The sequence below is a fragment of the Dactylosporangium sp. CA-092794 genome, from assembly GCF_050948465.1.
In the GTDB taxonomy this organism is placed as follows: domain Bacteria; phylum Actinomycetota; class Actinomycetes; order Mycobacteriales; family Micromonosporaceae; genus Dactylosporangium.
The window spans coordinates 11,332,643-11,355,266 of the sequence record NZ_CP192044.1 but is presented as its reverse complement, the minus strand read 5'-3'; the positions used below and the strand labels follow the sequence as shown (position 1 = coordinate 11,355,266).

At 72.9% G+C, this 22,624-nt stretch carries 28 protein-coding genes; all 28 read left to right on the top strand.

Annotated elements, in window-relative coordinates:
- Positions 1-22 precede the first annotated feature (22 nt).
- Positions 23-1,006 (top strand): replication-relaxation family protein, encoded by a 984-nt coding sequence (locus tag ACQPXD_RS49080; RefSeq protein ID WP_432830880.1) that lies wholly within the window; start codon positions 23-25, stop codon positions 1,004-1,006.
- A 266-nt stretch (positions 1,007-1,272) separates the two neighbouring features.
- Positions 1,273-2,016: a DNA-methyltransferase gene (locus tag ACQPXD_RS49075; protein WP_432830878.1), complete on the top strand. Its 744-nt coding sequence runs from the start codon at positions 1,273-1,275 to the stop codon at positions 2,014-2,016.
- Between the two features lie 227 nt (positions 2,017-2,243).
- Complete coding sequence (locus ACQPXD_RS49070) at positions 2,244-3,050, top strand: GP88 family protein (RefSeq protein WP_432830876.1); 807 nt, start codon at positions 2,244-2,246, stop codon at positions 3,048-3,050.
- 562 nt (positions 3,051-3,612) lie between these two features.
- On the top strand, positions 3,613-4,326 hold the full coding sequence (locus ACQPXD_RS49065) for a hypothetical protein (RefSeq protein WP_432830874.1): 714 nt from the start codon (positions 3,613-3,615) through the stop codon (positions 4,324-4,326).
- Positions 4,327-4,425: 99 nt separating this feature from the next.
- Positions 4,426-5,247 carry a hypothetical protein gene (locus tag ACQPXD_RS49060; protein ID WP_432830872.1) on the top strand — a complete coding sequence of 274 codons (822 nt, stop codon included), beginning with the start codon at positions 4,426-4,428 and terminating at the stop codon, positions 5,245-5,247.
- A 189-nt stretch (positions 5,248-5,436) separates the two neighbouring features.
- Positions 5,437-6,216, top strand: a complete 780-nt coding sequence (locus tag ACQPXD_RS49055; RefSeq protein WP_432830870.1) for a hypothetical protein — start codon at positions 5,437-5,439, stop codon at positions 6,214-6,216.
- A 331-nt stretch (positions 6,217-6,547) separates the two neighbouring features.
- On the top strand, positions 6,548-7,144 hold the full coding sequence (locus tag ACQPXD_RS49050) for a diguanylate cyclase domain-containing protein (RefSeq protein ID WP_432830868.1): 597 nt from the start codon (positions 6,548-6,550) through the stop codon (positions 7,142-7,144).
- A gap of 62 nt (positions 7,145-7,206) precedes the next feature.
- Positions 7,207-7,479: a hypothetical protein gene (locus tag ACQPXD_RS49045; RefSeq protein WP_432830866.1), complete on the top strand. Its 273-nt coding sequence runs from the start codon at positions 7,207-7,209 to the stop codon at positions 7,477-7,479.
- Positions 7,476-7,781 carry a hypothetical protein gene (locus tag ACQPXD_RS49040; RefSeq protein WP_432830864.1) on the top strand — a complete coding sequence of 102 codons (306 nt, stop codon included), beginning with the start codon at positions 7,476-7,478 and terminating at the stop codon, positions 7,779-7,781. Before ACQPXD_RS49045 ends, ACQPXD_RS49040 begins: the two co-directional genes overlap by 4 nt.
- A gap of 459 nt (positions 7,782-8,240) precedes the next feature.
- Complete coding sequence (locus ACQPXD_RS49035; protein ID WP_432830862.1) at positions 8,241-8,789, top strand: hypothetical protein; 549 nt, start codon at positions 8,241-8,243, stop codon at positions 8,787-8,789.
- A gap of 173 nt (positions 8,790-8,962) precedes the next feature.
- Positions 8,963-9,427, top strand: a complete 465-nt coding sequence (locus tag ACQPXD_RS49030) for a hypothetical protein (protein WP_432830860.1) — start codon at positions 8,963-8,965, stop codon at positions 9,425-9,427.
- 127 nt (positions 9,428-9,554) lie between these two features.
- Entirely contained in the window at positions 9,555-10,160 is a 606-nt protein-coding gene (locus ACQPXD_RS49025; RefSeq protein ID WP_432830858.1) for a hypothetical protein, read from the top strand.
- A gap of 55 nt (positions 10,161-10,215) precedes the next feature.
- Entirely contained in the window at positions 10,216-10,839 is a 624-nt protein-coding gene (locus ACQPXD_RS49020) for a hypothetical protein (protein ID WP_432830856.1), read from the top strand.
- A 115-nt stretch (positions 10,840-10,954) separates the two neighbouring features.
- Complete coding sequence (locus ACQPXD_RS49015; RefSeq protein ID WP_432830854.1) at positions 10,955-11,353, top strand: hypothetical protein; 399 nt, start codon at positions 10,955-10,957, stop codon at positions 11,351-11,353.
- 270 nt (positions 11,354-11,623) lie between these two features.
- Positions 11,624-12,835 carry an FAD-dependent monooxygenase gene (locus tag ACQPXD_RS49010; protein WP_432830852.1) on the top strand — a complete coding sequence of 404 codons (1,212 nt, stop codon included), beginning with the start codon at positions 11,624-11,626 and terminating at the stop codon, positions 12,833-12,835.
- Between the two features lie 16 nt (positions 12,836-12,851).
- Positions 12,852-13,055: a hypothetical protein gene (locus tag ACQPXD_RS49005; protein ID WP_432830850.1), complete on the top strand. Its 204-nt coding sequence runs from the start codon at positions 12,852-12,854 to the stop codon at positions 13,053-13,055.
- 146 nt (positions 13,056-13,201) lie between these two features.
- Complete coding sequence (locus ACQPXD_RS49000) at positions 13,202-14,563, top strand: hypothetical protein (RefSeq protein ID WP_432830848.1); 1,362 nt, start codon at positions 13,202-13,204, stop codon at positions 14,561-14,563.
- 196 nt (positions 14,564-14,759) lie between these two features.
- Positions 14,760-15,413, top strand: coding sequence for a hypothetical protein (locus tag ACQPXD_RS48995; RefSeq protein ID WP_432830846.1), 654 nt, complete (start codon positions 14,760-14,762; stop codon positions 15,411-15,413).
- Complete coding sequence (locus ACQPXD_RS48990; protein ID WP_432830844.1) at positions 15,410-16,156, top strand: hypothetical protein; 747 nt, start codon at positions 15,410-15,412, stop codon at positions 16,154-16,156. The genes ACQPXD_RS48995 and ACQPXD_RS48990 overlap by 4 nt, the downstream gene beginning before the upstream one ends.
- Entirely contained in the window at positions 16,153-16,401 is a 249-nt protein-coding gene (locus ACQPXD_RS48985) for a hypothetical protein (RefSeq protein WP_432830842.1), read from the top strand. Before ACQPXD_RS48990 ends, ACQPXD_RS48985 begins: the two co-directional genes overlap by 4 nt.
- Positions 16,398-17,135: a hypothetical protein gene (locus ACQPXD_RS48980; RefSeq protein ID WP_432830840.1), complete on the top strand. Its 738-nt coding sequence runs from the start codon at positions 16,398-16,400 to the stop codon at positions 17,133-17,135. Before ACQPXD_RS48985 ends, ACQPXD_RS48980 begins: the two co-directional genes overlap by 4 nt.
- Before the next feature lie 269 nt (positions 17,136-17,404).
- A complete protein-coding gene (locus ACQPXD_RS48975; protein WP_432830838.1) occupies positions 17,405-17,890 on the top strand; it encodes a hypothetical protein in 486 nt (161 codons plus the stop codon).
- 115 nt (positions 17,891-18,005) lie between these two features.
- Positions 18,006-19,271 (top strand): GGDEF domain-containing protein, encoded by a 1,266-nt coding sequence (locus ACQPXD_RS48970; protein ID WP_432830836.1) that lies wholly within the window; start codon positions 18,006-18,008, stop codon positions 19,269-19,271.
- A 45-nt stretch (positions 19,272-19,316) separates the two neighbouring features.
- A complete protein-coding gene (locus tag ACQPXD_RS48965) occupies positions 19,317-19,868 on the top strand; it encodes a hypothetical protein (protein WP_432830834.1) in 552 nt (183 codons plus the stop codon).
- 510 nt (positions 19,869-20,378) lie between these two features.
- Positions 20,379-20,876 (top strand): hypothetical protein, encoded by a 498-nt coding sequence (locus tag ACQPXD_RS48960; RefSeq protein WP_432830832.1) that lies wholly within the window; start codon positions 20,379-20,381, stop codon positions 20,874-20,876.
- Between the two features lie 70 nt (positions 20,877-20,946).
- The gene (locus tag ACQPXD_RS48955; RefSeq protein ID WP_432830830.1) at positions 20,947-21,315 is read left to right on the top strand and encodes a hypothetical protein; all 369 of its coding nucleotides are present in this window, start codon (positions 20,947-20,949) and stop codon (positions 21,313-21,315) included.
- Positions 21,316-21,339: 24 nt separating this feature from the next.
- Positions 21,340-22,008, top strand: coding sequence for a hypothetical protein (locus tag ACQPXD_RS48950; RefSeq protein WP_432830828.1), 669 nt, complete (start codon positions 21,340-21,342; stop codon positions 22,006-22,008).
- Positions 22,005-22,574 (top strand): hypothetical protein, encoded by a 570-nt coding sequence (locus tag ACQPXD_RS48945; RefSeq protein ID WP_432830826.1) that lies wholly within the window; start codon positions 22,005-22,007, stop codon positions 22,572-22,574. The genes ACQPXD_RS48950 and ACQPXD_RS48945 overlap by 4 nt, the downstream gene beginning before the upstream one ends.
- Positions 22,575-22,624 lie beyond the last annotated feature (50 nt).

Here is a 22,624-nt window from a genome sequence, read left to right as displayed (position 1 = left end):
GGGGGATACTCCCCGCGCGGGGGTGACCCATCCCCGCGCAGGGTCTACCCCCCTTCGCGCTACACCCCGCCGATCCGCCACCCGCGACGACCTCCTGGCCATCTCCAGACGCCTGGAACCCCGCGACTACGTCATCGCGCACCTGCTGTCCGAGCACCGGTTCCTCACCACCGAGCAGATCACCGCCGTCCTGTTCACCTCGGTACGGACCTGCCGCAACCGGCTCAACGTGCTGCGCAAGATCGGCTTCATCGACTGGTTCATGCCCAGACACCCACAGCTGGGCCCGCTCCCGGTGCACTGGGTCCCCGGCCGGCTCTCCGCCCGGTACGTCGCGCTCTACCAGGGCAAGCCGGCACCATCGGCGCGGGCGGCCCGGGACCAGCGCGACACCTACCCGGCCGCCGCCACCCGCATCGGCCACCTCATCCACGACGACGGTGCGCACCAGTTCTTCATCGACCTCCTCGCACATCAGCGGCAGCACCCCGAGACGCGGCTGCAGCGCTGGTGGTCGCCGACCCGATTCGCCGACCGCGTCACCCAGCCCGCCGCCCGCCCCGACGGGCACGGTGTCTGGGCCGAGGACGACGAGCCGGTGGGGTTCTTCCTCGAACACGACACCGGCACGATGAGCCATCCCGACCGGGCGGCGAAGCTGCCCGGGTATCGCAGTCTGCGGAACCAGGGGATGGCCTGGCCGGTGCTGTTCTGGCTGCCCACCGCCGCCATCGAGACCAACTTCCACCGCCACCTCGCCGGCCGTACCAGCGGTGTCCTGGTCGCCACGGCCAACCGCGACCACGCCGCCGGGCGCGGCGGCCCGGCCGGGCCGGTCTGGCACGTGATCGGCAACGGCCGCCGCCGGCTCCGCCTGGCCGAACTGCCCAGCCTGCTCGGCACCGGCGACAACGACGCCGGTACCGCGGGGCGGCCCGGCCGGCCGACGCCGGACGAGGACCCGCTGTACCTGCTCCGCGGCGACCCGCCGCCCACGCTGGCCTGATCCGGCTGCTGTGGTGCCCGCTTGTCATGACGACACCGAGCCGGGACTGCCACGGCCATCGCGATCGAGCTCACGCTCCGACGGGTGTTGGTGTACCCGTCGATGAGCGCCCGCCCGTCCGCCCGGCGGGCGGGCGGGCGGCGGGTCTCGGCCGTCGCCCGTCCGCCCGACGGCCTGCACCACCCACCGGGCAGACCCCCTCGCACGCCACTGCAGAAGGGAGAACCACGCTGGCCAAACCTCAGCCGTACTATGCCGACGAGACCGTGGTGCTGTTTCACGGCGACTGTCGCGACCTGCTGCCGCTGCTGCACGCTGATGCGATCATCGCTGACCCGCCCTACCAGCAGACCTCGCTGCGGTGGGACCGATGGCCCACCGGCTGGCTGACCGCCGCGGCGCAGTGCACCAACTCCCTGTGGTGTTTCCTGCCGCTGCGGCAGTTCGCCATGCCGCCCTTCCGGGGCCGCGAATTCGCCGCCGCCGGGTGGCGGCTCTCCCAGGACCTCGAACCGGACCTGGACACGGAGCACGACCACTGGACCTGGGCCAAACACAACGGCTCCGGATTCGCCACGGACAGGTTCCGGCGCATCCACGAAACCGCGACCCACTGGTACCGCGGACCGTGGTCATCGATCTACCACGACGTGCCCAGCGTCGCTGGCCAACCACGGCCGCCCGCCGCGACCATCGCCCATCGGCCGCAGCCCCCACACACCGGGCGCATCGGATCGGCCGGCTATACCTACGGACCCACCCGGCTGGCCCGATCCGTCATCTACGCGCGATCGGAACACCGCACCGGCATCCACCCCACCCAGAAGCCGCTCGCGGTCCTCGATCTGCTCATCCGCTACGCCAGCCCACCTGGCGGAACCGTCGTCGACCCCTTCGCCGGGTCAGGCTCCACCGGCATCGCCGCCCGCGCGGCCGGCCGCCACGCGGTCCTCATCGAGTCCGACGAGCGCTCCTGCGACCGCGCCGCGCACTGGCTGACGAGCAGGTAGCCGCTGCCCAACTGCACGTTCTGAGTCCTCAGCAGGTATTCACACTGCACCACCTGGCCCCCACACCGGCCGCCCTCGTCGGCGCGCCGGTGTGGGGGCTCTTTGCGTTTCTGGCGCGGATCCCGGACCGGCGCCACCGCGCTGCACAGCGTCTGGTGGCGGCGAGCCGACGACGTCCGGCGCCGACGCGGATCAGCCAACCGCACCCACCTTCAAGGGGAATGTTGATGTCTCAACCTGTGCCGCCGCGGGGCGGTGTGCCGCGCCCGAAGCGGCTGTTGACCCAGAACCGTGAGATGAAAGCGATCGGGGTGTGGGACTGGAGCCTGCCGGCCTGGGCCGGCAGGCTCCCCGACGGGCGCACCTACAACACCTGCCCGGCCGCCGGGATCTGCGTGCAGGTCTGCTACGCCCGCAACGGCACCTATCTGTGGCCGGTTGTGCGTGGCCGGCACCAGGCCAACCTGGCGTTCGTCCTGGACGACCTGCCTGGCTGGGAGGCGGCGATGACCGCCGAACTCGGCGCCGCCAAGTTCCGCAACGCCTGGGTCCGGGTCCACGACGCCGGTGACTTCTTCACCGACGACTACCTGCGGGCGTGGCTGCGGATCTGCCGGCACCGGCGGGACGTCACCTTCTACGCCTACACCAAGGAAGTCGAACGCTTCCGCCGCCTCGTCGAGCCCGACCCGCCGGCCAACTTCCTGTGGGTCTACTCCTACGGCGGCACCCAGGATCACCTCCTGCACCCTGATACCGACCGGGTCGCCGACGTCTTCCCCGACGAGGCCGCGATCGCCATGGCCGGTTGGTCCTCGCAGGAAGCCTCCGACCTGCTTGCCGTGCTCGGCCCGCGGCTGGTGGGTATCCCCGCCAACCGCATCCCGCACTTCCTGCGCCGCCTCGCCGGCCGGCGTTTCAGCCAGTGGCAGCACGACGTCGACGCGGAGCGGGCCGCCCGCCGCCGGCGCCACCGTGCGCCCACGTCGCCGGCCGCACCCACCGATCGGGGCGCCGTCCAGCCCGCCGCCTGAACACCACTGCGGCCGGGCACGACCGGGCAACCGGCTGGCGGGCAACCCAACCGAGCCAACTGGCCGGTGGCCGCCAGCCCTCAACTGCACCCCAGCCGGTACCCAACCGCCCAGCTCACAACCTTCGGACAGGTCGAGGTCGGACGATCCGGACCAGTTGGGTCGCGGCCCTACGGTGAGAGCTTCTTTCAAAGAATCCCCCTTTCGCACCACCGCACCACCCGGGCGCACGCTCGCCACGGCAGGGACACCGCACCGGCCCACCCGCCATTTGGCCGGTCGGCCGCGACCACCCCAACCGGGCACCCACGCCCATCCCGCACCACCCACCGGCCCCTGGCCGGACCGCACCACCCTCGGCCCCTTGGCCACACAGCACCACCCCGCGGCACGGTCGCCGCGAATCGGCCGCAGCACGCGGTCGCCCCGGGTCACCTCGACCCGAGCGTCGACCCGACTCGGGCCAATCCCCGCGCGTGCCCTGCGCACCCACGCCCGACCCCGCACAGGGGTCCGGTTCCGCGCGTTCGCGCACCACATCCACCGGCAAGGAGGAACCACCATGCACGTCTCGTCAACCACGTCCACCAGCACCAGCCGGCCGCACCTGCCCACCCGCAGCATGGGCATTGCCGTCGTCTGCCTACCCGCAGACACCCCGGCCGCGGCCCTCGCGGCGAAGGCCACCGCCACCCTGGCGGCCCGCGGCCTATCCAGCAGTGGCGTCCTGCCGCACTTCCACACCCACACCCGCCGCACTGGCAAACTGGTCGACCGCTGGAACGGCCTGACCGCCGGCGGCCCGATCAAACTGCTCGACCTGGACGGCATGCGCACCCGCGCCGCCGCCGGCGCCGCCGCCGAGTGGCTGCTGTGGCAGCAGGTCGTCGCCCGGCTCCGGCCGGCGCAACCGTTCTGGTCGTTCCTCGACCGGCACCGCGCCGACGAACACCGCTACCCCCTCCCGAGGGCGCAGGCCGACTACCTGGCCCAGCCGCAGATCCTGGCCATGACGGCGCACAACGCCATCCCCGGCCAGCCCTGCCCGCTGCCCACCAGGCACCTGGAAGCCTTCCAGGCCGGCTACGGCACCTACGTCAACCTGGCCTGGCTGGCCGCGGTCCCCGGCGACGGGCTCGCCCCCGAGCACGGGGGCTGGCTCACCGCCCGCAGCCAGCGCTTGTTCGACGCCCTGGACTACCTGGGCATCGCCAACGGTCACCTGGCCCAGCTGCCCCCAGGTGCGCACCTCGTCGCCGTGGCCAGCCCGGCCTGAACCACCCACGGCACATCCACACCTACGCGCGCCCGCATCTCGGGCGCGCGTCACACGCGTCTCGACCCCAATCCCATACCGCGTGGAGGAGGCACCACCATGACCATCCGGCTGACGTTCGATCTCGACACCGTGTGCGAGGTCGCCGAACACGCCGCCGCCGCGGCCACCGGCACCGGCCACGCCGACGCCGCACGCCCGGGACCGGCGCTGCTGCTGCGCTCCGGCAGCAACGGCATCTGGCTGACCAGCAACGGCCCCCACCCGCAGCCGGCACCAGCCAACCAGCCCGGCACCCTGGACCGCCGCGCTGCGTTCGCCCGGCAGTGCCCGCCGGGCACCCCGTGGCTGGACGTGAACCGGCTGCTGCGTACCGAAGCGATCCCGCTGCGGTACGAGCTGCCGCTGCACGAGCCGACCGGCAACCCGCTGCTCGGCCAACTGCGCGTCGCGTCCCTGGCCGGCGCCACCACCGTCACAGTCCTGCTGTCCGGCACGGGCATCGACATCGCGGTCGGACGACGCCGCGACCGGGCCACCCAGCGTCCGCAGCCCGCCGACGACCCGGCCGACGCCGCGCCGACCTGGGCCGACCAGCAACGCGCGCACTGGCAGGGGCTGCTGCGCCAGTACCGGCCGTTGCCGCGCTTCGCGCGGATCCGCGAGCTGATGGCCCGCGTCGAGGTGCTGCGGGCGGACAACGCCCGGCTGTACGACGCGCACCTGACCCTGGTCGGATTCGGCGTCCTCGCCCACCGCGACGAGTTCGTTGCCTGCGCCGCGGCAATCGAGGGCGAGGCCGACACGATCAGCGGCGAGCTGCACGCGCTGGGCGCGCACGAGGCCGCCCAGCTCGCCCGTGACGGCTGGACCATGACGCTCACCCGGCACCATACGGCAGCGCCCATCAACGGCAACTGATCCCGTCCCGCTCCCACCGATCCGTCCACAGCGGACCTGCCGGCTACCTGTACGCGGCGCCAGAACGCCGAAGCGACCAGCGTGTCGCCGCTGCTCATCCCAGCCTGCCCGACCCAAGCCGGGCATCGGCTGCGCCAGGACCGATTCGCCCGACGGAACATCCGGCCCCACGACCCAGGAGGCTTCACCATGGCCGTCGTTATGTCATCTGATTTCTACCGCGGCAACCAGTACGGTGTTCACACAGCGTTCGCCGACCGCCTCGTCGTCCCTGACGGGTACTGGATTCGCACCGGCCTCGTCTGCATGCACGATGGCCGTGACTACGACATGGCTACCGTACGCCGACTTGTTGGCGCGCCTGTCGAGTTCGACCTTCGAATTGTGCGCCGGGGTACCGCCCGGGACCAGCGACGTGCAGCAGCGGTGACCGCATCGGGCGGTGCACCGAGCCTGTACTTCGCCGCCGGGGTGACCGAGTTTGACATCGCCGCTACCCGCGAACGCGGCGCCGAGCATGCAGCCGCGCGATACAGCCTTTGGCTCGACGTCGTCCGGGGCACCCCGAATGCTGAAGCATGGGCTCCGCAGGCACACCGCATCGGCACCGACAGGCGAGCGCTGCATGCCGCACGCCGTGCGTTTCTGCACCAGCCCCGTGTCGAGGCGATGCTCCGCCACAACCTTAGATGTCCGGCCGTCGCGCTGGACCCAGACGAACTCGACGCCTTGCAGGCCGGCAGGCGCACATACATTGCCTATCACCGGCTGGCGGCGGCGGTCGGGGACGCGCTGATCGAAGGCGTGAACCAGGAACCGATGCGGGCCCGCAGCCCGCTGCTGTCGCAGCGGCTGGGCTACCTCACCGCCGCCAACACACGCCTCGGCACACTCGACACCACGGCGGTGCTCGCGTTCCGCCGGGCAGAACCTCTCGTCTGGGGACCAGAGCCCAGCTTGTGGCTGTGACCCACAGTGTGCAGACCTCCCGAAACCTGGTGTCCGTACGCCCTTCACCTGGCAGACGCGCTGGCGCCCGGCCTGCGTCCAGCGGTCCGGCTCCGCCACCACACCACCGACTAACCCGTACCAGCCCGGTGCCCGTCCGGGCGCCACCGGCCACGCCCCTCGCACACTCCCGGCGAAGCCTGGATTGCCCACCGTCTGAGGTGAGGGCAGCCGGCGGCAACCCGGCTGCCCTCGACACCTCCCCAACCCTGGATTGGAGGTGTGGGCACCGATGTCCACCCCCGCACAGCTCACAGCAGGGGTGATAGCCAGTTCCGCCGCCATCACCTGCTTGCTCATCGCGCTACACGCCGCCGCCGTCCACCGCGCCGCCGTGCACGTCGCTGGCCGCGATACCCTGACCGGCCTGGACACCCGGGCCGGCTTCCACACGGCCCTGGCCGACGGCACCGACCGACCCGTCACGGTGATCGTGGTCAACCTGGACGGCAGCCGGGTCTTCGTGGCCGGCTTCGGCGACCGGGCGCTCGACCAGCTGCTCGTGCTGACCGCCGCACGTGTCCAGCACCTCGCATCCGCCGCGCACGGGGCGGTGTTCCGCCTGCGCCGCGACGAGTTCGCCGTCGTCCTCAACGACCCCGCCGGCGGCGCGGACCACACCTCGCGCCTTCTGGCGTCCGTCGCCGAACCGACCGAGATCCTGCTCTCCGGCCGGTCGGTCACCGCCGCAATCACCGCCTGCGCCGGCGTCGCCTCCTCCACGCCACGCGCCGACCGTGGTCCGCGGCTGGCCCTCGTCCGCGCCGACCACGCCATGCGCGCGGCGAAACAGGCCGGCCGTGGCCACACCGCCATCTTCGGCCCCGCGATGATGCGTGGCTTCGATGGCCCGCCCGCGTCCCACACCGAGGGCAGGCGGGGCCGATGAACACCCGCAGGCTGGTCATCTGCCGCCTCGGCGCGCGACCCACGGTCGCAGCGGGTGGGGACGTGTACGGGCTGATCGACTGGGACGACGCGCCGATCCTCATCGTCGGCGCCACCGCCGCAGCGGTCAAACGCGAAGCGATCCGGATCTTCGCCAGCACCCGCACTGCCGCGGACAGCTTGGTCGAGGACGCGCCGGACCTCACCGACCAGCATCCGCTGCCCGACCCCGACGGCCCGATCACGGCGATCGACGCATGGCTGACATGGCTGCGCCGTACCACAGCGGACCCGTGGTTCGCCATCCTCGACGACGAGGTGGTGATCGCCCGATGACCGGACCGCACCCTGGCAGCCTCACCAACCTCACAGTGTCGCTACCGCCGCTCACCGACCGGCCCGTCCGGCTGGGTCACACATCGGTCGGCGCGCACCGGGTCACGGTGTGGGCGGACCGGCCGGCGCGCGGGCTGACCAGGATCATCCTGGCCGACGCGGCTGGCCGTGGCTGCGGCGACGGCACCCTGCACGGCGACACCCTCACGCTCACCCTGCCCGGCGAGTGGAGTGCCGTGGACCGGGCCGCCGCGACGTGTCTGATCGGCCGGCTGGTCCACCTCGACGGAGCGGACGGATGAACCACCAGCCGCATTCCGACGCCACCGGAACCGGGCCCGGGTCAAGCTGATCCTCGCCGCGTTCACCCGCCGTCGTGGCTGCGACCGCTGCGGGCGCGGCTTGGCCGAGCACTGCATCGCCCCGGACGCGGTCGGGCAGCCGCACGCCTGGTGCCTACGCGACATCAGCGGCGCGCCCACCGCCGCCGCGCCCTGCGGCACCACCTGACCACCTGGGACGCGGGGTACCGCCGCGCATGCCGAACCGACGGCTGCGGCATCCGAGGACACCGACACCGCTCCGAGCATCGCTGCAAACCGCCATGCGCCGATTGGCGGGCCTCGGCCGCTGCCTCACGTCCGATCCAGCCGCGTACGGAGCCGCAGCCCGCCCACACAGTGCTCGGGCCGGTGCCGCCGCAGCAACACCAAGCCCGGGATTCCCGGCACAGCCATCACATGCGTGGAAGGAGCACCACCATGCCCATCAACCTGCCCACCGGCCTGACCATCCGCACCGTCACGTTCTGGTACCCGGCCACCATCCTGGGCATCACCGACTGGCGCACCACCCTCGCCTGCCTGTTCGACGAGGACCTGCGCCCGGCGCGTCGGCTCCTCGCAGAGCCGCACTCGCGCGCCAACCGCGGTCTGCTGGCCGCGCCCGGCGACGGCGACCCGATCCGGTGCGCCGGCGGCCCGCTGCGGCTGCTGGACCTCGCCGCGACCGGCGCGCTCGCCGCGTCCGAGGCCCGGGCCCGGTACGACACCTGGTCGGCGACCGGCCGGATCGGCGCCCGGCGCCCCAATCCGGTCGAGTCCGCGCTGTTGGCCGCCGGACCGGCCGCCTACGTCACCTACCACAGTCTGCGCCGGCTGACCGGCGACGCCCTGATCATCATGGCCACCGGCGCCTGCCTGTATCCGCAGGAGACCAGCCCGCAGGCTCTGATCGACCACATGCAGCAGGCCATCCTCCAGCTGGCCGACGCGGCCCCCGACGACGTCCTCGTCACTGTCGCCGCCTGACCAAACCCCGGCCCACGCCAGCCGCGCGGGCCACGACGCCGGTCACCGGCGCGCCACCCATCGCATGCCACCCGTCGACCCGGCCAGGTGCCCGGTCGACCGATCGCCCATGCCCGCCGGCCGCACTCGCGGCTGGCTTTCCCTACTCGAACTGACGGACACGGAGGCACACGATGACCATCACGATGACCCGGCCTACGGCCGCCCCCACCGCGACCCGGCCGGCCGACACCGACGGCGGCTGCTACGTCACCGTCAACCCGAATCACCGACTGTCCATCATGGACGCCGCTAACGGCTCTGCTACGGGCGTGGCGTTGGCCGGGCGCACCATCGGCGGCGCCGTGCACCGCGTCGCGCTGCGCGCCGGTGTCACCGTCTGGCTGGACGGTGACGACCAGGACGGCAGCGGCGAACTGAATTGGGCCGCGACCCAGATGTGCGCCGCCCTGTCCGGCGGCGTGTTCACCGGCCCGCACGGGCTGCCGTTCGTGTGCGGCCCGGCACTGTTCACCGCCACCGCCACCGGCGACACGGTCGGCCTGTCCGAACGGCAGGTGGCCCTGCTCGTCGAGGCGCACGCCGCGGTCGAGCACCCGGACACCGACCTGGCCGACGCGGCGGACTGGGACCGGTAACCCGCACACCACGTCGGCGCTGCCGCCCCGGGCCGCCGCACACCCGCGCGCTTCGCTCCGGCGCGCTGCCGGCGGCACCGCACGCGGCCACCACACCAAACCGTTCGACCTCGACGGAGGCATCACCATGGCCGAGCACCGACAGACCGAACACACCGACCCGACGACCAGCCACCCCGGCTCGGTCGGCCAGCTGGACCCCAACGACGTGCTGGCGCTGCGCGCCGCCGACACCATCACCTTCCACACCAACGCCGCCAGCGTCGCCCGCATCGACGCGGGTTTGAGTAGCGCCGCGTTCGCGCAGCCGCGCATCTACACCTCCCGCCAGCAGCGACTGTTCCCGGACGGTGACCGGCTCGACCGGCGCCGCCGCATCCAGGTCGGTGGGGCCATCGCCGGCTTCGACGACGTGCGCCGCTGGCGCGAGCACGACCTGCCCGGCGCCGCCGCGCTGGCCGTGTTCGACGCCGCGCACTTGCACGAGGTGTGGCGGTCGATCGCCGCGCTGCTGCGGCCCGGTGACGTGCTGCGGCTGCACTGGCGCGCCGACGACTCAAGCGACGCCCTGACCGACCCGGCGCTGCACCGCGACGAACTGCGCCTCGGTGTCACCCGCGGCGCCCGGCGCTGGCTGTTCCTGCTCGCCGTGCATGTCCTGCCCGAACCCGCCCGCATGATCACCCGCGTGGCGGCGGCCGACACGGCAGCGGGATCGGGGATAGGCGGCTGATCGGTCGACAGGGCGATCACGCGACCGCAGTGATCGGGAAAGGAACACCGAACTGATGCCCACCCGCGACCAGACCGACTACCCCTACCTGCGGGCCTGGGGTGCGATGCTGCACAGCTCCACCGCCTACATCGACATGCGGGTCGCGCAGGCCCGCGAGGACCACGCACCCCGCGACGTGACCTTCTACTGTGACACGTTCGAGGACGACGGCCGCCCCGAGTACGCCGCCCCGAGCGGCCGGGTGTGGCGCCGCTACGACCACTGGCAGGTGCCGTCCGTCACCCGCGCCACCATGGCCGCCTGCCTGCACCGCTACGGGGTGGACCCGGCCGCCGAGGCCGATCCGGCCCCGCAGTGGCATTGGCTGGAGGTCGCCGAGGTCGCCTGGCGTGGCTGGGTCCTGCACCGCACCGGGAACGTCCTGGGCCGGGCCGCCCGGGTCGTTCGGGCCATCGGTGACGGCGCCGGTGCACCTGCGGCGGTGCTCTGGCTGCCGTTTACCGCCGACGGCCGGCTGATCGGCGAGGGCTGCACGTCGGCCGGGCAGGCCCGCCAGGCTGTCGAGACGCTCGTCGGCGTCGCCGACCCGAATGTGGCAGGCCCGCGGGTCTGCCACCGCCAGCTGCCTGGGGGAGCACGCACCGAGGACGCCGAGCGGCAGCCCGACATCAGCTGACCCCGCTCGGCCCGGCGCCGCCCACCACCCATGCCGCCACGCGCCGACGTGGGGGCTCCCCGGTCACGCCCATCGCGGGGCGGGCCGTCACCTGTCCACAGGAGGGACATTCGCCATGACCATTGACCAGGGCGCCGTCGACGCGCCCGCCACGATCACCATCACCTGGACGTGCACCGAAACCTACCGCGATCACCTGAACCTGGCCTCGGTGGCGGGCGCTGCCCGGCACAGCGTCGCGGCGGTGACAGCCGACCCGTCGCTGCTGCACGGCCGCGTCGGCGATCAGCTCGCCGACCGGCTGACCGCCTTCCAGGATGACACGCGCATCGTCGACGAACCCGAAGTGGAGATCATCACCACCGACCTGGCCGACCAGCCCAGCCTCACCGAGCTCGTCAAGGCGGCCCGGCGCATCGTGGCGGCTGAGTCCATCACCGGACGCGGCACCGCCGCCGGCCAGGCCCTCGCGGGCCTGCTCGCCGGGCTGCGCCGCGAGCAGCGCATCGACTAGCCCAACCCCTGCCGCACGACCGCCGCCAGCAGGTCATACCACCGCGTCGTCCCGTCGGACCCGACCGAGGCCGACAACCCGTCTGACCTGCATACCTGGACACCGCACCCAACGGTGCGCCGGCACCGCCGGCACGCCGCCGGTTCCGCCCCGCACCACCCCGTGGCCGTTGCCCGGCCAGCACTGCACCGCGCCATTGCGCGCACCGCCCGGGCACGGCCGACACGGCCCGTGCCTGGGCTGCCCACCGCATCGGAAGGGAGCCCACGAATGGGCCACCACGAGCACGACCATCACCCGCCGATGCCGCCCGGGACCTTGGTCGCCGGCCATCTCCCGGCGATCCCGGCGCTGGTCCGGCGGCGGCCTCGCATCGCGGTGGTCGGCGGGTCGCTGACCGGGCCGGTCCTCGCGTTGTTGCTGATCCAGGCCGGCTTCGACCAGGTCGCCGTCTACGAGGCCAACCCGGACCTGCCCACGGCCACCGGTGGGGTGCTGTCGTTGGAGCACACCGCTCTGGACGTGCTGGACCGTCTCGACATCGCGCAACACGAGTACGTCAAAGACGGGTTCGAGACGATCACCCAGATCCGCGGCTACGGCCCGCACGACCAGCGCCACCGTCGGCGGACCTACCCGGGCCGGTTCACCACCTGGACCCTGCTGCACCACGCCCTGGCCGCCCGCCTGCCGACCGGCGTGGTCCAGCACGGACGACGCATCGCCGACATGACCGCCGAGCGTGGCCGGCCGATGCTGCACTTCACCGACGGCGGGCGCGAACCGGCTGACCTGGTCGCCTACTGCGACGGCCGCACCTCGGTCGGCCGCAGGCTGCTGGACCCCGCCCGGCGGCTGCACTACGCCGGATACATCGCCCACCGCGGCACCGCCAGCACCCGCCCCGATGACCTGGACGACTTCCAGCGGTGGGAGCCGTGCCCCGGCGTGCAGTTCAACCTCGCCCCGGTGCCCGGCGGCGCCGACTGGATCTTCTTTCTCAACGCCACGGCGCAGCAGTACACCGACTGGTTCGGTGCCCCACCCCGGCAGCGGGTCTACGCCACCACGGCGCAGGTCAGCCCGGCCGCCCGCGACCACGTCGACGCGCAGGCCGCCGCGCACCTGCCGGCCCACCTGGCCGACCTGGTGCACGCCACGAGTGGGCGGGCCGCGTTGCCGGTGCTGGACATCGCCCCACCCACCCGGATGGCCTGGCCGGTCGGCGACGGCCATGCGTGTCTGCTCGGCGACGCCCTCGCCCCGCCCCGCGCCCACACCGCCCGCGGCGCCGTCAACGGCATCGAACAGGCCGACGGCCTCGTCACCGCGCTGCGCCAGCACACCCGCCACGGCGCGGACCTGACCGGCGCCCTACTCGGCTGGCGGCGCCGGCACCTGCTCACCGCGGTCGCCGCGGTCCGGCAGGGACCGACCATCGGCGCCCGACTCGGCCTGGGCACTCGCATCGACCGGCCGTAGGGCCTGGCTGTCCGGTGTGGACGGTGTCATCGCCTACCAGCTGGAACACGGCTGGCTGATGTGGGTGCCGCCGGACCCCGACGCGCACGCCGCCGACCACCCCGACCTGCCCGGCGAAGTCGTCGCCGTGCAGCGCTACGCCCGCCACCTGGGCTGTGACTACGTGCTGTTCGATGCCGACGCCGACCAGGTCGGCGCCCTGCCCGCCTGGCACCGGTAGCCACCAGGGAGCCCAGCCAATCAACCCAGTTTGACCCGACCCCGGGACACCGCGCCGGCCGCGTGCCGCACCCCCGGGCCGACCCGGGTGTGGCGTGCGCGCCCCGGTGCGGTGACCCGGTGCACTCCCGAGAAAGGGGAAGCACCGTGACCGACCCATTGATGGTTGACCCCGCCGTGCCGGCCGCGCCGATCGAGTCTCTGCTGACCGCGATCCTGCTGCAGCAGGGCGGCGCCGACGCCATGCGGGCGATGGCCGAACGTGAGGCGGAGTTCCCGAACCGGCTGGCCGCCCAGCTCACCGGTATCGCCCTGGACCCGGCCGCCCGCGGCTACGCCGATGAGTTCCTGGACGCCTACTGGGCCGACGAGGCGCGCCAGCAGCAGACGCTGAGCTCGGCCGGCACCGGCCGGGAAGTCATCATCGGCAGCGGATTCCACGCCGCCGTGTACGCCGCGATCCGGGTCCGCAGCGGACACCCCAGGCCGCTGGTGCTGGAACGCGGCCCGCGCGCCGGCGGCACCTTCGCGATGACCGCCCGGCCCACGTTCTACCTCAACTCCCGCAACCGGGCCGGCAACGCTGGTTTGGCCGGCGACCAGACGGCCGCGCTGAACCACCTGCCGGGCGCCCCGATCCAGGCATCCAACGTGGGCATGACCGAGTACCAGACCAACACCGAGATGGCGTTCGTCATCCGGCTCGCCCTGGCCCAGTTCGCCGACGTCGTCACCAACGCCACCGTGCGCGCCGCGACGCCGGACAGTAGCGGGGTGCAGATCGAGGTGGCCGGCCGCGGCCCGCTGCCGGCCGGTCGGCTGATCGACGCGCGAGGGGCGGGCGACCCGATCAGCCAGGGCTTCGCCGACGGCGTCAGCATCCTCACCTTCGGCCAGTTCATGGCGCGGATGGGCGGGATGTGGCCGCTGCGCGGGGTACGCCGCGCCGCGGTCGTCGGCAGCGGTGACTCGGCCAAATGCGCCGTCGAGTCGCTGCTGGGCATCGCACCGCAGCCGCTGATGGCCGCCGCCGCGCTGGACAGCGTCGAGCGCATCGACTGGTACGCCGCCGACCTGCCGGGCACCTGCGGGGCGTGGCAGCAGCAGATCCGGGGCCGCTACCAGGCCATCGGCCGCTACCTGCGACCCGACCGGCTGCTCACCGTGCTGGGCCGCCGGGCCCGGCCCGTCGCGCTGCCCGGCGCCGGCCTCATCGACGGCCGCAGCTACGACCTGGTAGTCGTCTGCACCGGCAACCAGGAGACCGACATCGACGGGCTCGGCCTCGGCGCGTGCTACGACTACCGCACACCCGACGAAACGATCGTCGCCCGCGAACACACCGACCTGCCCGCGTTCCGGGTCGGTCCCCACGCCCGGCTGCCCTTCACCCGCCAGGAGCAAGCCGACGGCATCGCAGACATCCCACAGAACGCGGTGGCGATGTTCCGCACCGCCCCCAAGACCGCCGCGCTGGCGGCAACGCTGCCCGCCCTGACGGACGACTAGCCACACCGCCGCAGCCGACCGGCACCCGCGCCGTGCCTACCCGGCGCTGACCGCGTGCTGGACCTGCTCACCAAACCTGCTGACCCCTCCCCGGGGACCTGCGCCGGCCGCGTGCCGCCACCCGGGGACGCCCCGGGGATCGGTACGCGGCCCCAGCGCGGCGACCAGGGGGACGAACACCTGAGTGAGGATCACCGTGTATGACACGCCTCCGCTGATCGTCGACCCCGCCGCCATCCAGGCATGGCTGGCCCAGCCTGCCGGCGAGCACCCGGACGAGACCCGCACCGAGCACCTCGGCGTCGACGACGAACTGACCGCCCCCGGCATGGGCGACTTCCTGGGCACCATCGACGACATCCTGGCCGCCGAGCCGGACGGGCTGCACCGCCGCGCCGACCTCACCCGCGTCGAGCTGTGGCCTGTCCACGACGGCGAGGGAGGTGCCCTGATCACCGTCGACCTCGCCGACGGGGTGAGGCTGTGCACCCTGCACCAAGACGTCAAAGCCTTCGCCCGCCGCGGCCAGCATGGCATCCCCGCCGTACTGGCCGCCCTGGCCCACATCGCCAACCAGGTGTCGCTGCTGCTGGACACCTACCACGCCGCCAACCCCTGCCACGGCATCGCCGCCCCGACCGGCAGCGCCGCGGTCACGGCGGGCCGGGTCACCGTGGCCGAGCTGATCGAGCGGCTGCGCGGGTGCCCGCCGCACCTGCAGGTCTGGGTCGCCGACCCGCACACTGTCGAGGGCTACGCGCCCCTCGACGGTACTGTGCACCCGGGCAGCGACCCGGCCCCGCCCGCCGCCGACCCCGGGTCGTTCGTGGTGCTGGGCGCCGCACGATGAGCACGCTGCATGTGGTGCAGTACTCTGGCGGCATCGGCAGTTGGGCGGCCACCCAACGGGTCGTCGCCGAGCACGGTACGACGAACCTGGTCCTACTGGCAGCCGACACCCGGGTCGAAGACCCGGACCTGTGGCGGTTCGTCCGGGACAGCACAGTCCACATCGGAGTGTCACCGACCGTGGTGGCCGACGGCCGGACCCCGTTCCAGGTGTTCGCCGACCAGCGGTTCCTGGGAAATTCTCGGCTTGCGCCCTGTTCGTCGCTGCTCAAGCAACGACCGGCCCGGGCGTGGCTGGACGGGCACGCCGACCCGGCGACCACGGTCCTGTACGTGGGCATCGACTGGTCGGAAGCCCACCGGACACCCGCGATCGTGCGTGGCTGGGCGCCATGGACGGTGCGGTTCCCGATGTGCGACGAGCCCCATCTGTCCAAACAGGACATGCTCGATGCAGCCCGCGCCGCCGGGCTGACGCCGCCGCGGCTGTACGAGTTGGGGTTCAGCCACAACAACTGTGGCGGGGTGTGTGTCCGAGGTGGACAGAAGCACTGGCTGCACCTGCTGACGGTGTTCCCAGACCGCTACGCCCAGGCCGAGGAACACGAGCAGCAGCTACGCGCCGAGCTCGGCGACGTGGCCATCCTGCGCGAGCGCCGCGGCGGCATCTCCCGGCCGCTGACCCTCATCGAGCTGCGCTGCCGCCACCAGGCCGCCACGGCCTCGGGAGGGCACCGACCGTGAACACCGTCAGGCGGCGCGCCATCGCGGGCCGGCACACGGTCCGCAACCGGGTCGCCGAGATGGAACGGATCGAGTGCAACGACAGCGACGGCCCGCCGTTCGACCTCGACACGTTGTTGGGGACCGGCGCGCGGCTGACCGAGGAGTCGTTCGGCGACGAACCCGGCGCCGCCGGCGGTGCAGCCGTCATCGGCGTACCGGTAGCGCGAGCAAGCGGGTCTGGGGTGGCGGGAGACCGGCGGTGACGCGGCGGCCCGAGCCCGACCGGCGCACCAGTCCCTGGCCGTACGTTCAGGTGACCGACGACCTCGTGGTGGAGGCGCTGCACGAGCTGGAGCCGTGGCGGGGCGCCGGCGACAGCGTCGACTGGGAGCTCGCCCTGATCGCCTACGACGTACCCGCCGACACCATGGTCAGTGGCGTGCCGGTACCGGCCGGCCTCTATACCCGCGAGGTGACCGGCGGCGGCCACCACGTCATCGTGCACCGGTGGAACGACCGGGCAGCTCTGGTCGACCGCCTTGACGACATCGACAGACGCCATCACCTGTTCGGGCACATCGCCTACGCCGGGCCGCGGTTCGTCGCCGCCAACACCACCGCAATCGACGCCTACGCCCACGGGGTCCTCGCGTTGATCGAGCGCGACGAACGCGCCGGCGGACCGTTGCGCGACGCGCCGGTGCGCTGTTGGCACGACCTGAGCCAGTACATCGACGAGGGCTGCTACTTCGAGGAACTGCGCATCAGTGCCGACGTCGAGGCGTACGGAGCCGAGGACGACCTCGTCACGGCAGTGCAAGACCGCATCGACACGCTGCTGCACGAGCGTGACCGCCCGCTCAGCTTCGACGAAGCAGAAGCGGCTGGGTTCGACGGTACGCTGCGCGACGGCAGCGACCCCCACACCTGGGCCAGTCTCACCCCGCGCCAGCGCACCGTCCTGCCGATCGATCGACCCGAGCCGCGCACTGCGTGACTCGCGCGAGCCAATGCACATACGCGGCGGCGGTTCGGTGGCGGCGAGGGCTGGTGGACCGTTCCTCGTCGCTCCTGCAAGCCCGTGCCCGACTGCCGCACCGTCCGGCGCCGCCGGACGCGTCCCGTCCCGGCCGTTTCCGGCCGAGTTCCCGGGCGTGGCTCAGGGCCATGCGCGACGCGTGCCTGCTGTGCGCCGGTGGCCAGCCACAGGGGCGGGATGCGCGCCGGGCCGGCACGACGACAACCCACGCCACGGAGCGCATCACCATGTCAGAACACGACCTTCCAGTGCCGGTCAAGCCGCTGCGTGCCTTCCGGGTCCGGCGGCATCACAGCCAGACTCCCGGCGTCGTCGCCTACGCGACGCGCGAGGCCCGTGACCGCGGGGCTCAGCGGTGGGCTGACCACGACGGCCACTCGGTCCTCACCGAGCTGTGGGACTCCTCGCATCCGCACGACGCCGCCAACCGCGGATGGGCGGTCGACGGGGTGGTCGCACCGCAGCTGGCCACCGTCACCCTGCACATCGAAAACCATTACGAGCGCTACGGCATGGTCGAGACCACCGCGACCGTGACCATTCCGGTGCCGCCCGCCGATCAGGACAGCGACGCCTACGACGACTGGTGCCAGGAGCACATCTTCGCCGCGACCGGCACCGGCCGCACCGACGGCGACGCCGCCTACTTCGTGCGGATCACCGCATCCACCGTCCCCGCCCTGCTCGGACGCGAGTTCGAGTTCGGGCTCTGACCTGACGCCGACCGAAGCCGACCCCCGCCGGACCCCGGTCACCGGGGCCCGGCGGCACCGCTACCGGCACGCCTGCCGGTACCGGCTCAACGACAGATCCACTGGGGAGGACCTCGTGTCCAACACGTTCGCCACCTGCTTCGCCCAACGACGCCCAGCGTCGGTGCGCCGGCTGCTGACCGTGGCGCACCTGGCCGTGCTGACCCTGCCGGCCGCCACCATCCTGGCGGTACTGACCGGCCACACCCTGCTGGCCGTGCTCGGCGTGCTGGCCCTGATCGGCCTGTACGGCACCGGCTACGCCACCGCGGCCTACCGTGGTCGGGACCAGGTCGCCCAGGCCCGCCGGGACCCGCTGACCGGACTGCCCAACCGGGCCCTCGCCGACGAGATGCTCGACCGGGCCACCCGCACCGGTACGCCGGTGACGGTCGCCCTCGCCGACGTCGACGGCCTGCACATGGTCAACCGGAACCTCGGCCTGGCCGCCGGCGACCAGTACCTCCGCGTCGTCGCCGACCGTCTGGCCCGGGCGGTCCCGGCCGGTGGCGTGCTGGTGCGGCACGGCGGCGACGAGTTCAGCATCGTCGCGCCCGGCACCACCGCGCAGCAGCTGGCCGACGACATCGGCGCGGCCCTGGCCGGTCCGGCGGTCATCGCCGGCTACCACCTCCAGCCGCGGGCCAGCACCGGCGTCGCCGCCACCGACCCGGCCGACCACCGCGCCGAGGCGCCGGGTGACGCGCACCACGTCCGTGCCTGCGCCGACGCCGCCATGTACACCGCCAAACGCGACGGCGGCAACCAGATCCGGGTATACGACCCGGTCCGCGATCCGCAATCTGGCCCGGACGGCACCCGGCCGCTGTTGCGCCGCCGCGACGTCAACCCCCTCGCCGGCGCCGGGGTTGCCTGGCTGCCGGCCCCCGGCGACGACCTGATCCCGCTGCTGCTGTCGGTTGCCGACACGCACACCCTGTACCAGGGGCTGCGCGACGCGCTGAACCTGTGGACCAGCACCGCCGCGCCGCCCGACGGCGCCCCGCAACCCACCCCGCACACCGACGCGACACCCGGCGGCGACGCGACCGGCAGCCGGTCCGCCGCGGCGCGGGCGGCCCGTTACGCCCGGCTGATGGAGCACCTGACCGTCATCCTCGACGCCGCCCCCGGCGACGCGGCCACCGGCGCGGCACCGGCGCAGCCGACGGCGGACGTGCGGCTGGTCGGCATCAGTGCACGGTTCAGCCCCCGTGATGTGGAGGCCCTCGTCGTCACGGCGGCCGAGGCCGTGTACGGCATGCGCGAGGACCTCTCCAGCCGCCAGCTCGACCTCGCGGCCCGCGCCTACGCGCTGCTGCAGGCCGACCTCGACGGCTGAGCAACCACCCACCAGTTCCGCCTGACATCCACAACGGGAGATGCCATGCACCCTGTGGTAGTGCCGACGACGGTCGGCGATCTGCGGTGGCCGGTGCTGTCGGCGGTGCGGGTCAGCACCGCCGAGCACCCGGCCGAGTTCGTCGTCCTGGTCGACTGCGGCGAACCCACCCCCCGCGAGCCGTACGCCACCCTGCGGGTGTACGTCTGGCCCGACCGCAGCAAGGCCGAACACGGCGAGTACAACCTGACCTTCGCCCAGGCCCAGCGCAGCCTGGCCGAGCGCGCTGGCCTGCTGGCGCACCACACCGTCGAGGTCGTCGTCGTGCGCGACCCCGATGCCAGCAACGACTCCACCGTCGTCATTGACGGCACGGTCCGCCCGCACGGCAGCACCGACCACGTGCGGGTGATCACGCACGACATCGACCTGGGCGCGCAGGACATCACACCCGACTGGGTCGCCGGGCAGCTGGAGTCCGCGCGGCGCCTGTCGCCGGCGGCAGCCGCCCGCGCCGCCGAGGTGATCGCCGCCTACGCCGATGACACCGACCTCGACGGCACCGGTGTCGGCGACGGCTGCGGGGATGGGGCGTGATGGGCGAGGTCACCCTGTAGGACCCCGAACCCGAGTTCGGTGTCGACCGCGACGCGGCCGGCGAGGTCACCCTGACCATCCGCGCCGAGCACACCACCATCCGGGTTCGCGTCGGCGGCGGCTACGACAGCGCGTCGCTGCTGGCGCAAAGCCTGCACCACCTCGCGGAGGACGTCGACGAGGAGATCCTCGACGAGTGGGAAGGCGTCCCCGGCGACGGCGACGCCTACGTCACCCTCGAGCGGGCCGCTACCACGTCAGCCTCGACGGCACTCGGGTCGGGGACTATCCCAGCCAGGACGTGGCCGAGCTCGAACTGGCCCGAGCGATGCTGGCCGGCGGCGTGTTCCCCAACGCCTGGCTGGTCAACGACCGCGCCAACACCCACGCCATCAACAGCAACGTCCGCCGCTGGCACAACGAGGCCGGCGACGCCTACGCCGCCACCGCAGCACATGTATGCGCGCGCTGCGGCACCCCCATCACGCTGGTCAACGGCGCCTGGGCGGCATGGACTACACCAGCCCGGGTGGCGGCCGAAGCGTGTGCCCACCCGACCCGGACAACGTCGCGGCGGGCGTGCATGTGCCGCGCCGCCGGGCGGCAGCGACGCGCCACGACCCCACCCCTGGGCCGGTCACCGACGAGGCCACCGAGCCGGCGGCCCGCGACTGGTTCGCCACCTATCGCACCACACCCGAAGCCGTGTGGACGATCGCGGCCACAGCCGACACCGACGTGCCGCTGCGGCTAGGCATCAGTGCGCTCGGCGGCGGCACGGTGGGCCGCGCCTACGCCAACAACGGCTGGATCTACGGGCTGTGGCACGGTGAGCGGCTGCGCCGTTGCGGCGCCGACCTGCGCAGCAACGGCATCGGCCAGACCCACCAACAGATGGCGGTGCTGCTCGCCGACCACCTCGCCACCGACGAAGCACTCGACGCCGGCATCCGTGCCCGGCTCACCGCCTGGCTCGCCGGACCGCCCGCCAGTCCCGACCTGCCGTAGTCGCCACCCAACCCCAACCCCAACCGGCTCTGGGTCCGCTCTTGCGCGGACCTCAACACGAGGACAACTGATGCGACCCCTGAAGATCCTGCCGTTGCCGCAGCCGTGTGACTGGTGCCGGCCCGGCTGGCTCGCCTGGAGCGCGGAGATCGCCCGCCAGCACGAGGACAACAGCATCGGCCAGGACGCGCGCCGCTTCGCCCAGCGGCACGCGCACCACATCCAGACGCTGTGCGCCCGGCTGCACCAGGGCGTGCCCTACTCCCAGCCGTACCTGTGCGAGTACCTCGACCCGGACCGCGGTGACGGCCCGGTCGGCTGCGCCGCGGACGCCGCGGACGGCAGCCGGTTCTGCCCGACGCACCTGGCCACGTTCCCGCGGCGCCAGGCCATCGGCGACGACTCGAACCGCGCACATCCACAGCACCAACCGGCCTGACCCTGCGGAAAGGAACCAACGACGATGGATGACACCGTGCGCATCGAAGCGGGCTACCACACCATCGACACCGCGGCGTGGGTGCGCCAGCGCACCGGCGCGCGAGTGGCGGAGCTGACCAGCGCGCTGGCCGAGTTCACCGACCACCCGGTCTTCGATGACCTGCACCTGCACGTGGACACCAGCGCCCGGATGCAGCTGTGGGCGGCGGCCCGTGGCTGGAGCACCGGTCCGGAAAGCACCCACCACCACACCCACGACGAGCTGTCCGAATCGGTCAGCATCGTCCTGGCGACCGACCAGGATCGGCGCGCGTACGCGCTGGTCCAGATCGGCCACGACGACCCGGACGTCTACCTCGACCTGACCACCGACGACGACTCCTGGGCGCAGGTCGAGCCGGTGGACATCGTCTGCCCGGCCGGGCACCGCTGGACCTGGCTGGACCACACCAGCCTGCTCGATGACACCGGCAGCTACCTCGACTTCCGCGACGTGTTCGGCCGCACCCCGGGCGCGCCGTACGCCGAGTGCCGCGACTGCCTCGCCTACGACGACGGCGACCGCGACGAGCCGTGCGACTGCGAGAGCCGGCACACCATCTACTGCCCGACCTGCGCCCAACGGTGCCGCCTCGAATTGACCGCGGTACCCACCATGCGGCCGGCCGGCAGCGCACCGGGGCAGCCGTGACCGCCCCGACCCGCCGCACCCTCACCGGCGCCCAGATGACCACCATCCAGCACGCGATCCAGGCCGTCGACGAGCCGGCCACCCTGCTGGCCACGGTCCTGGCGCACGTCTACGACGCGCTGCTGCAGCAGGAGGGGCGCCGCCTCGCCGACCTCAGAGGGAGCGGACGGATCCACCCGGAGGACTGGCAGATCCCGGTCACCCAGTGGGACGCCATCGCCGACGCGGCCAGCCGCCGCGCCGAGGTGTGGGGCACCGACGCGCAGGCGCGTGCCGACCTGCTCGACCGGATGCCCGGCGTGTTCGACGACCCCGAGGCACCGACGGACACCCCACCAGCCGGGCCACCGGGCACGGCGCTGCGGCTGCTGTGCGTGTCCGTGCACAGCGACACAGCCTGCTATCTGGTGGGCAACCGAACGTGCACCCGGTCGAGGCGGTGCCGCCCGGGATCGGCACCCGCTTCGCCGACCTCGACGCGGTCAAAGCCTACGTGCGCACCCAGCTGCGCGGCCTGGGCTGCTACTGGCAGGTCCGCGTCGTCAACGACGCCGGCGCCACTGTGATGTACGGCTTCCGCGCCGGCTCCAACGGCACCGGCGAAACCTGGACCTGG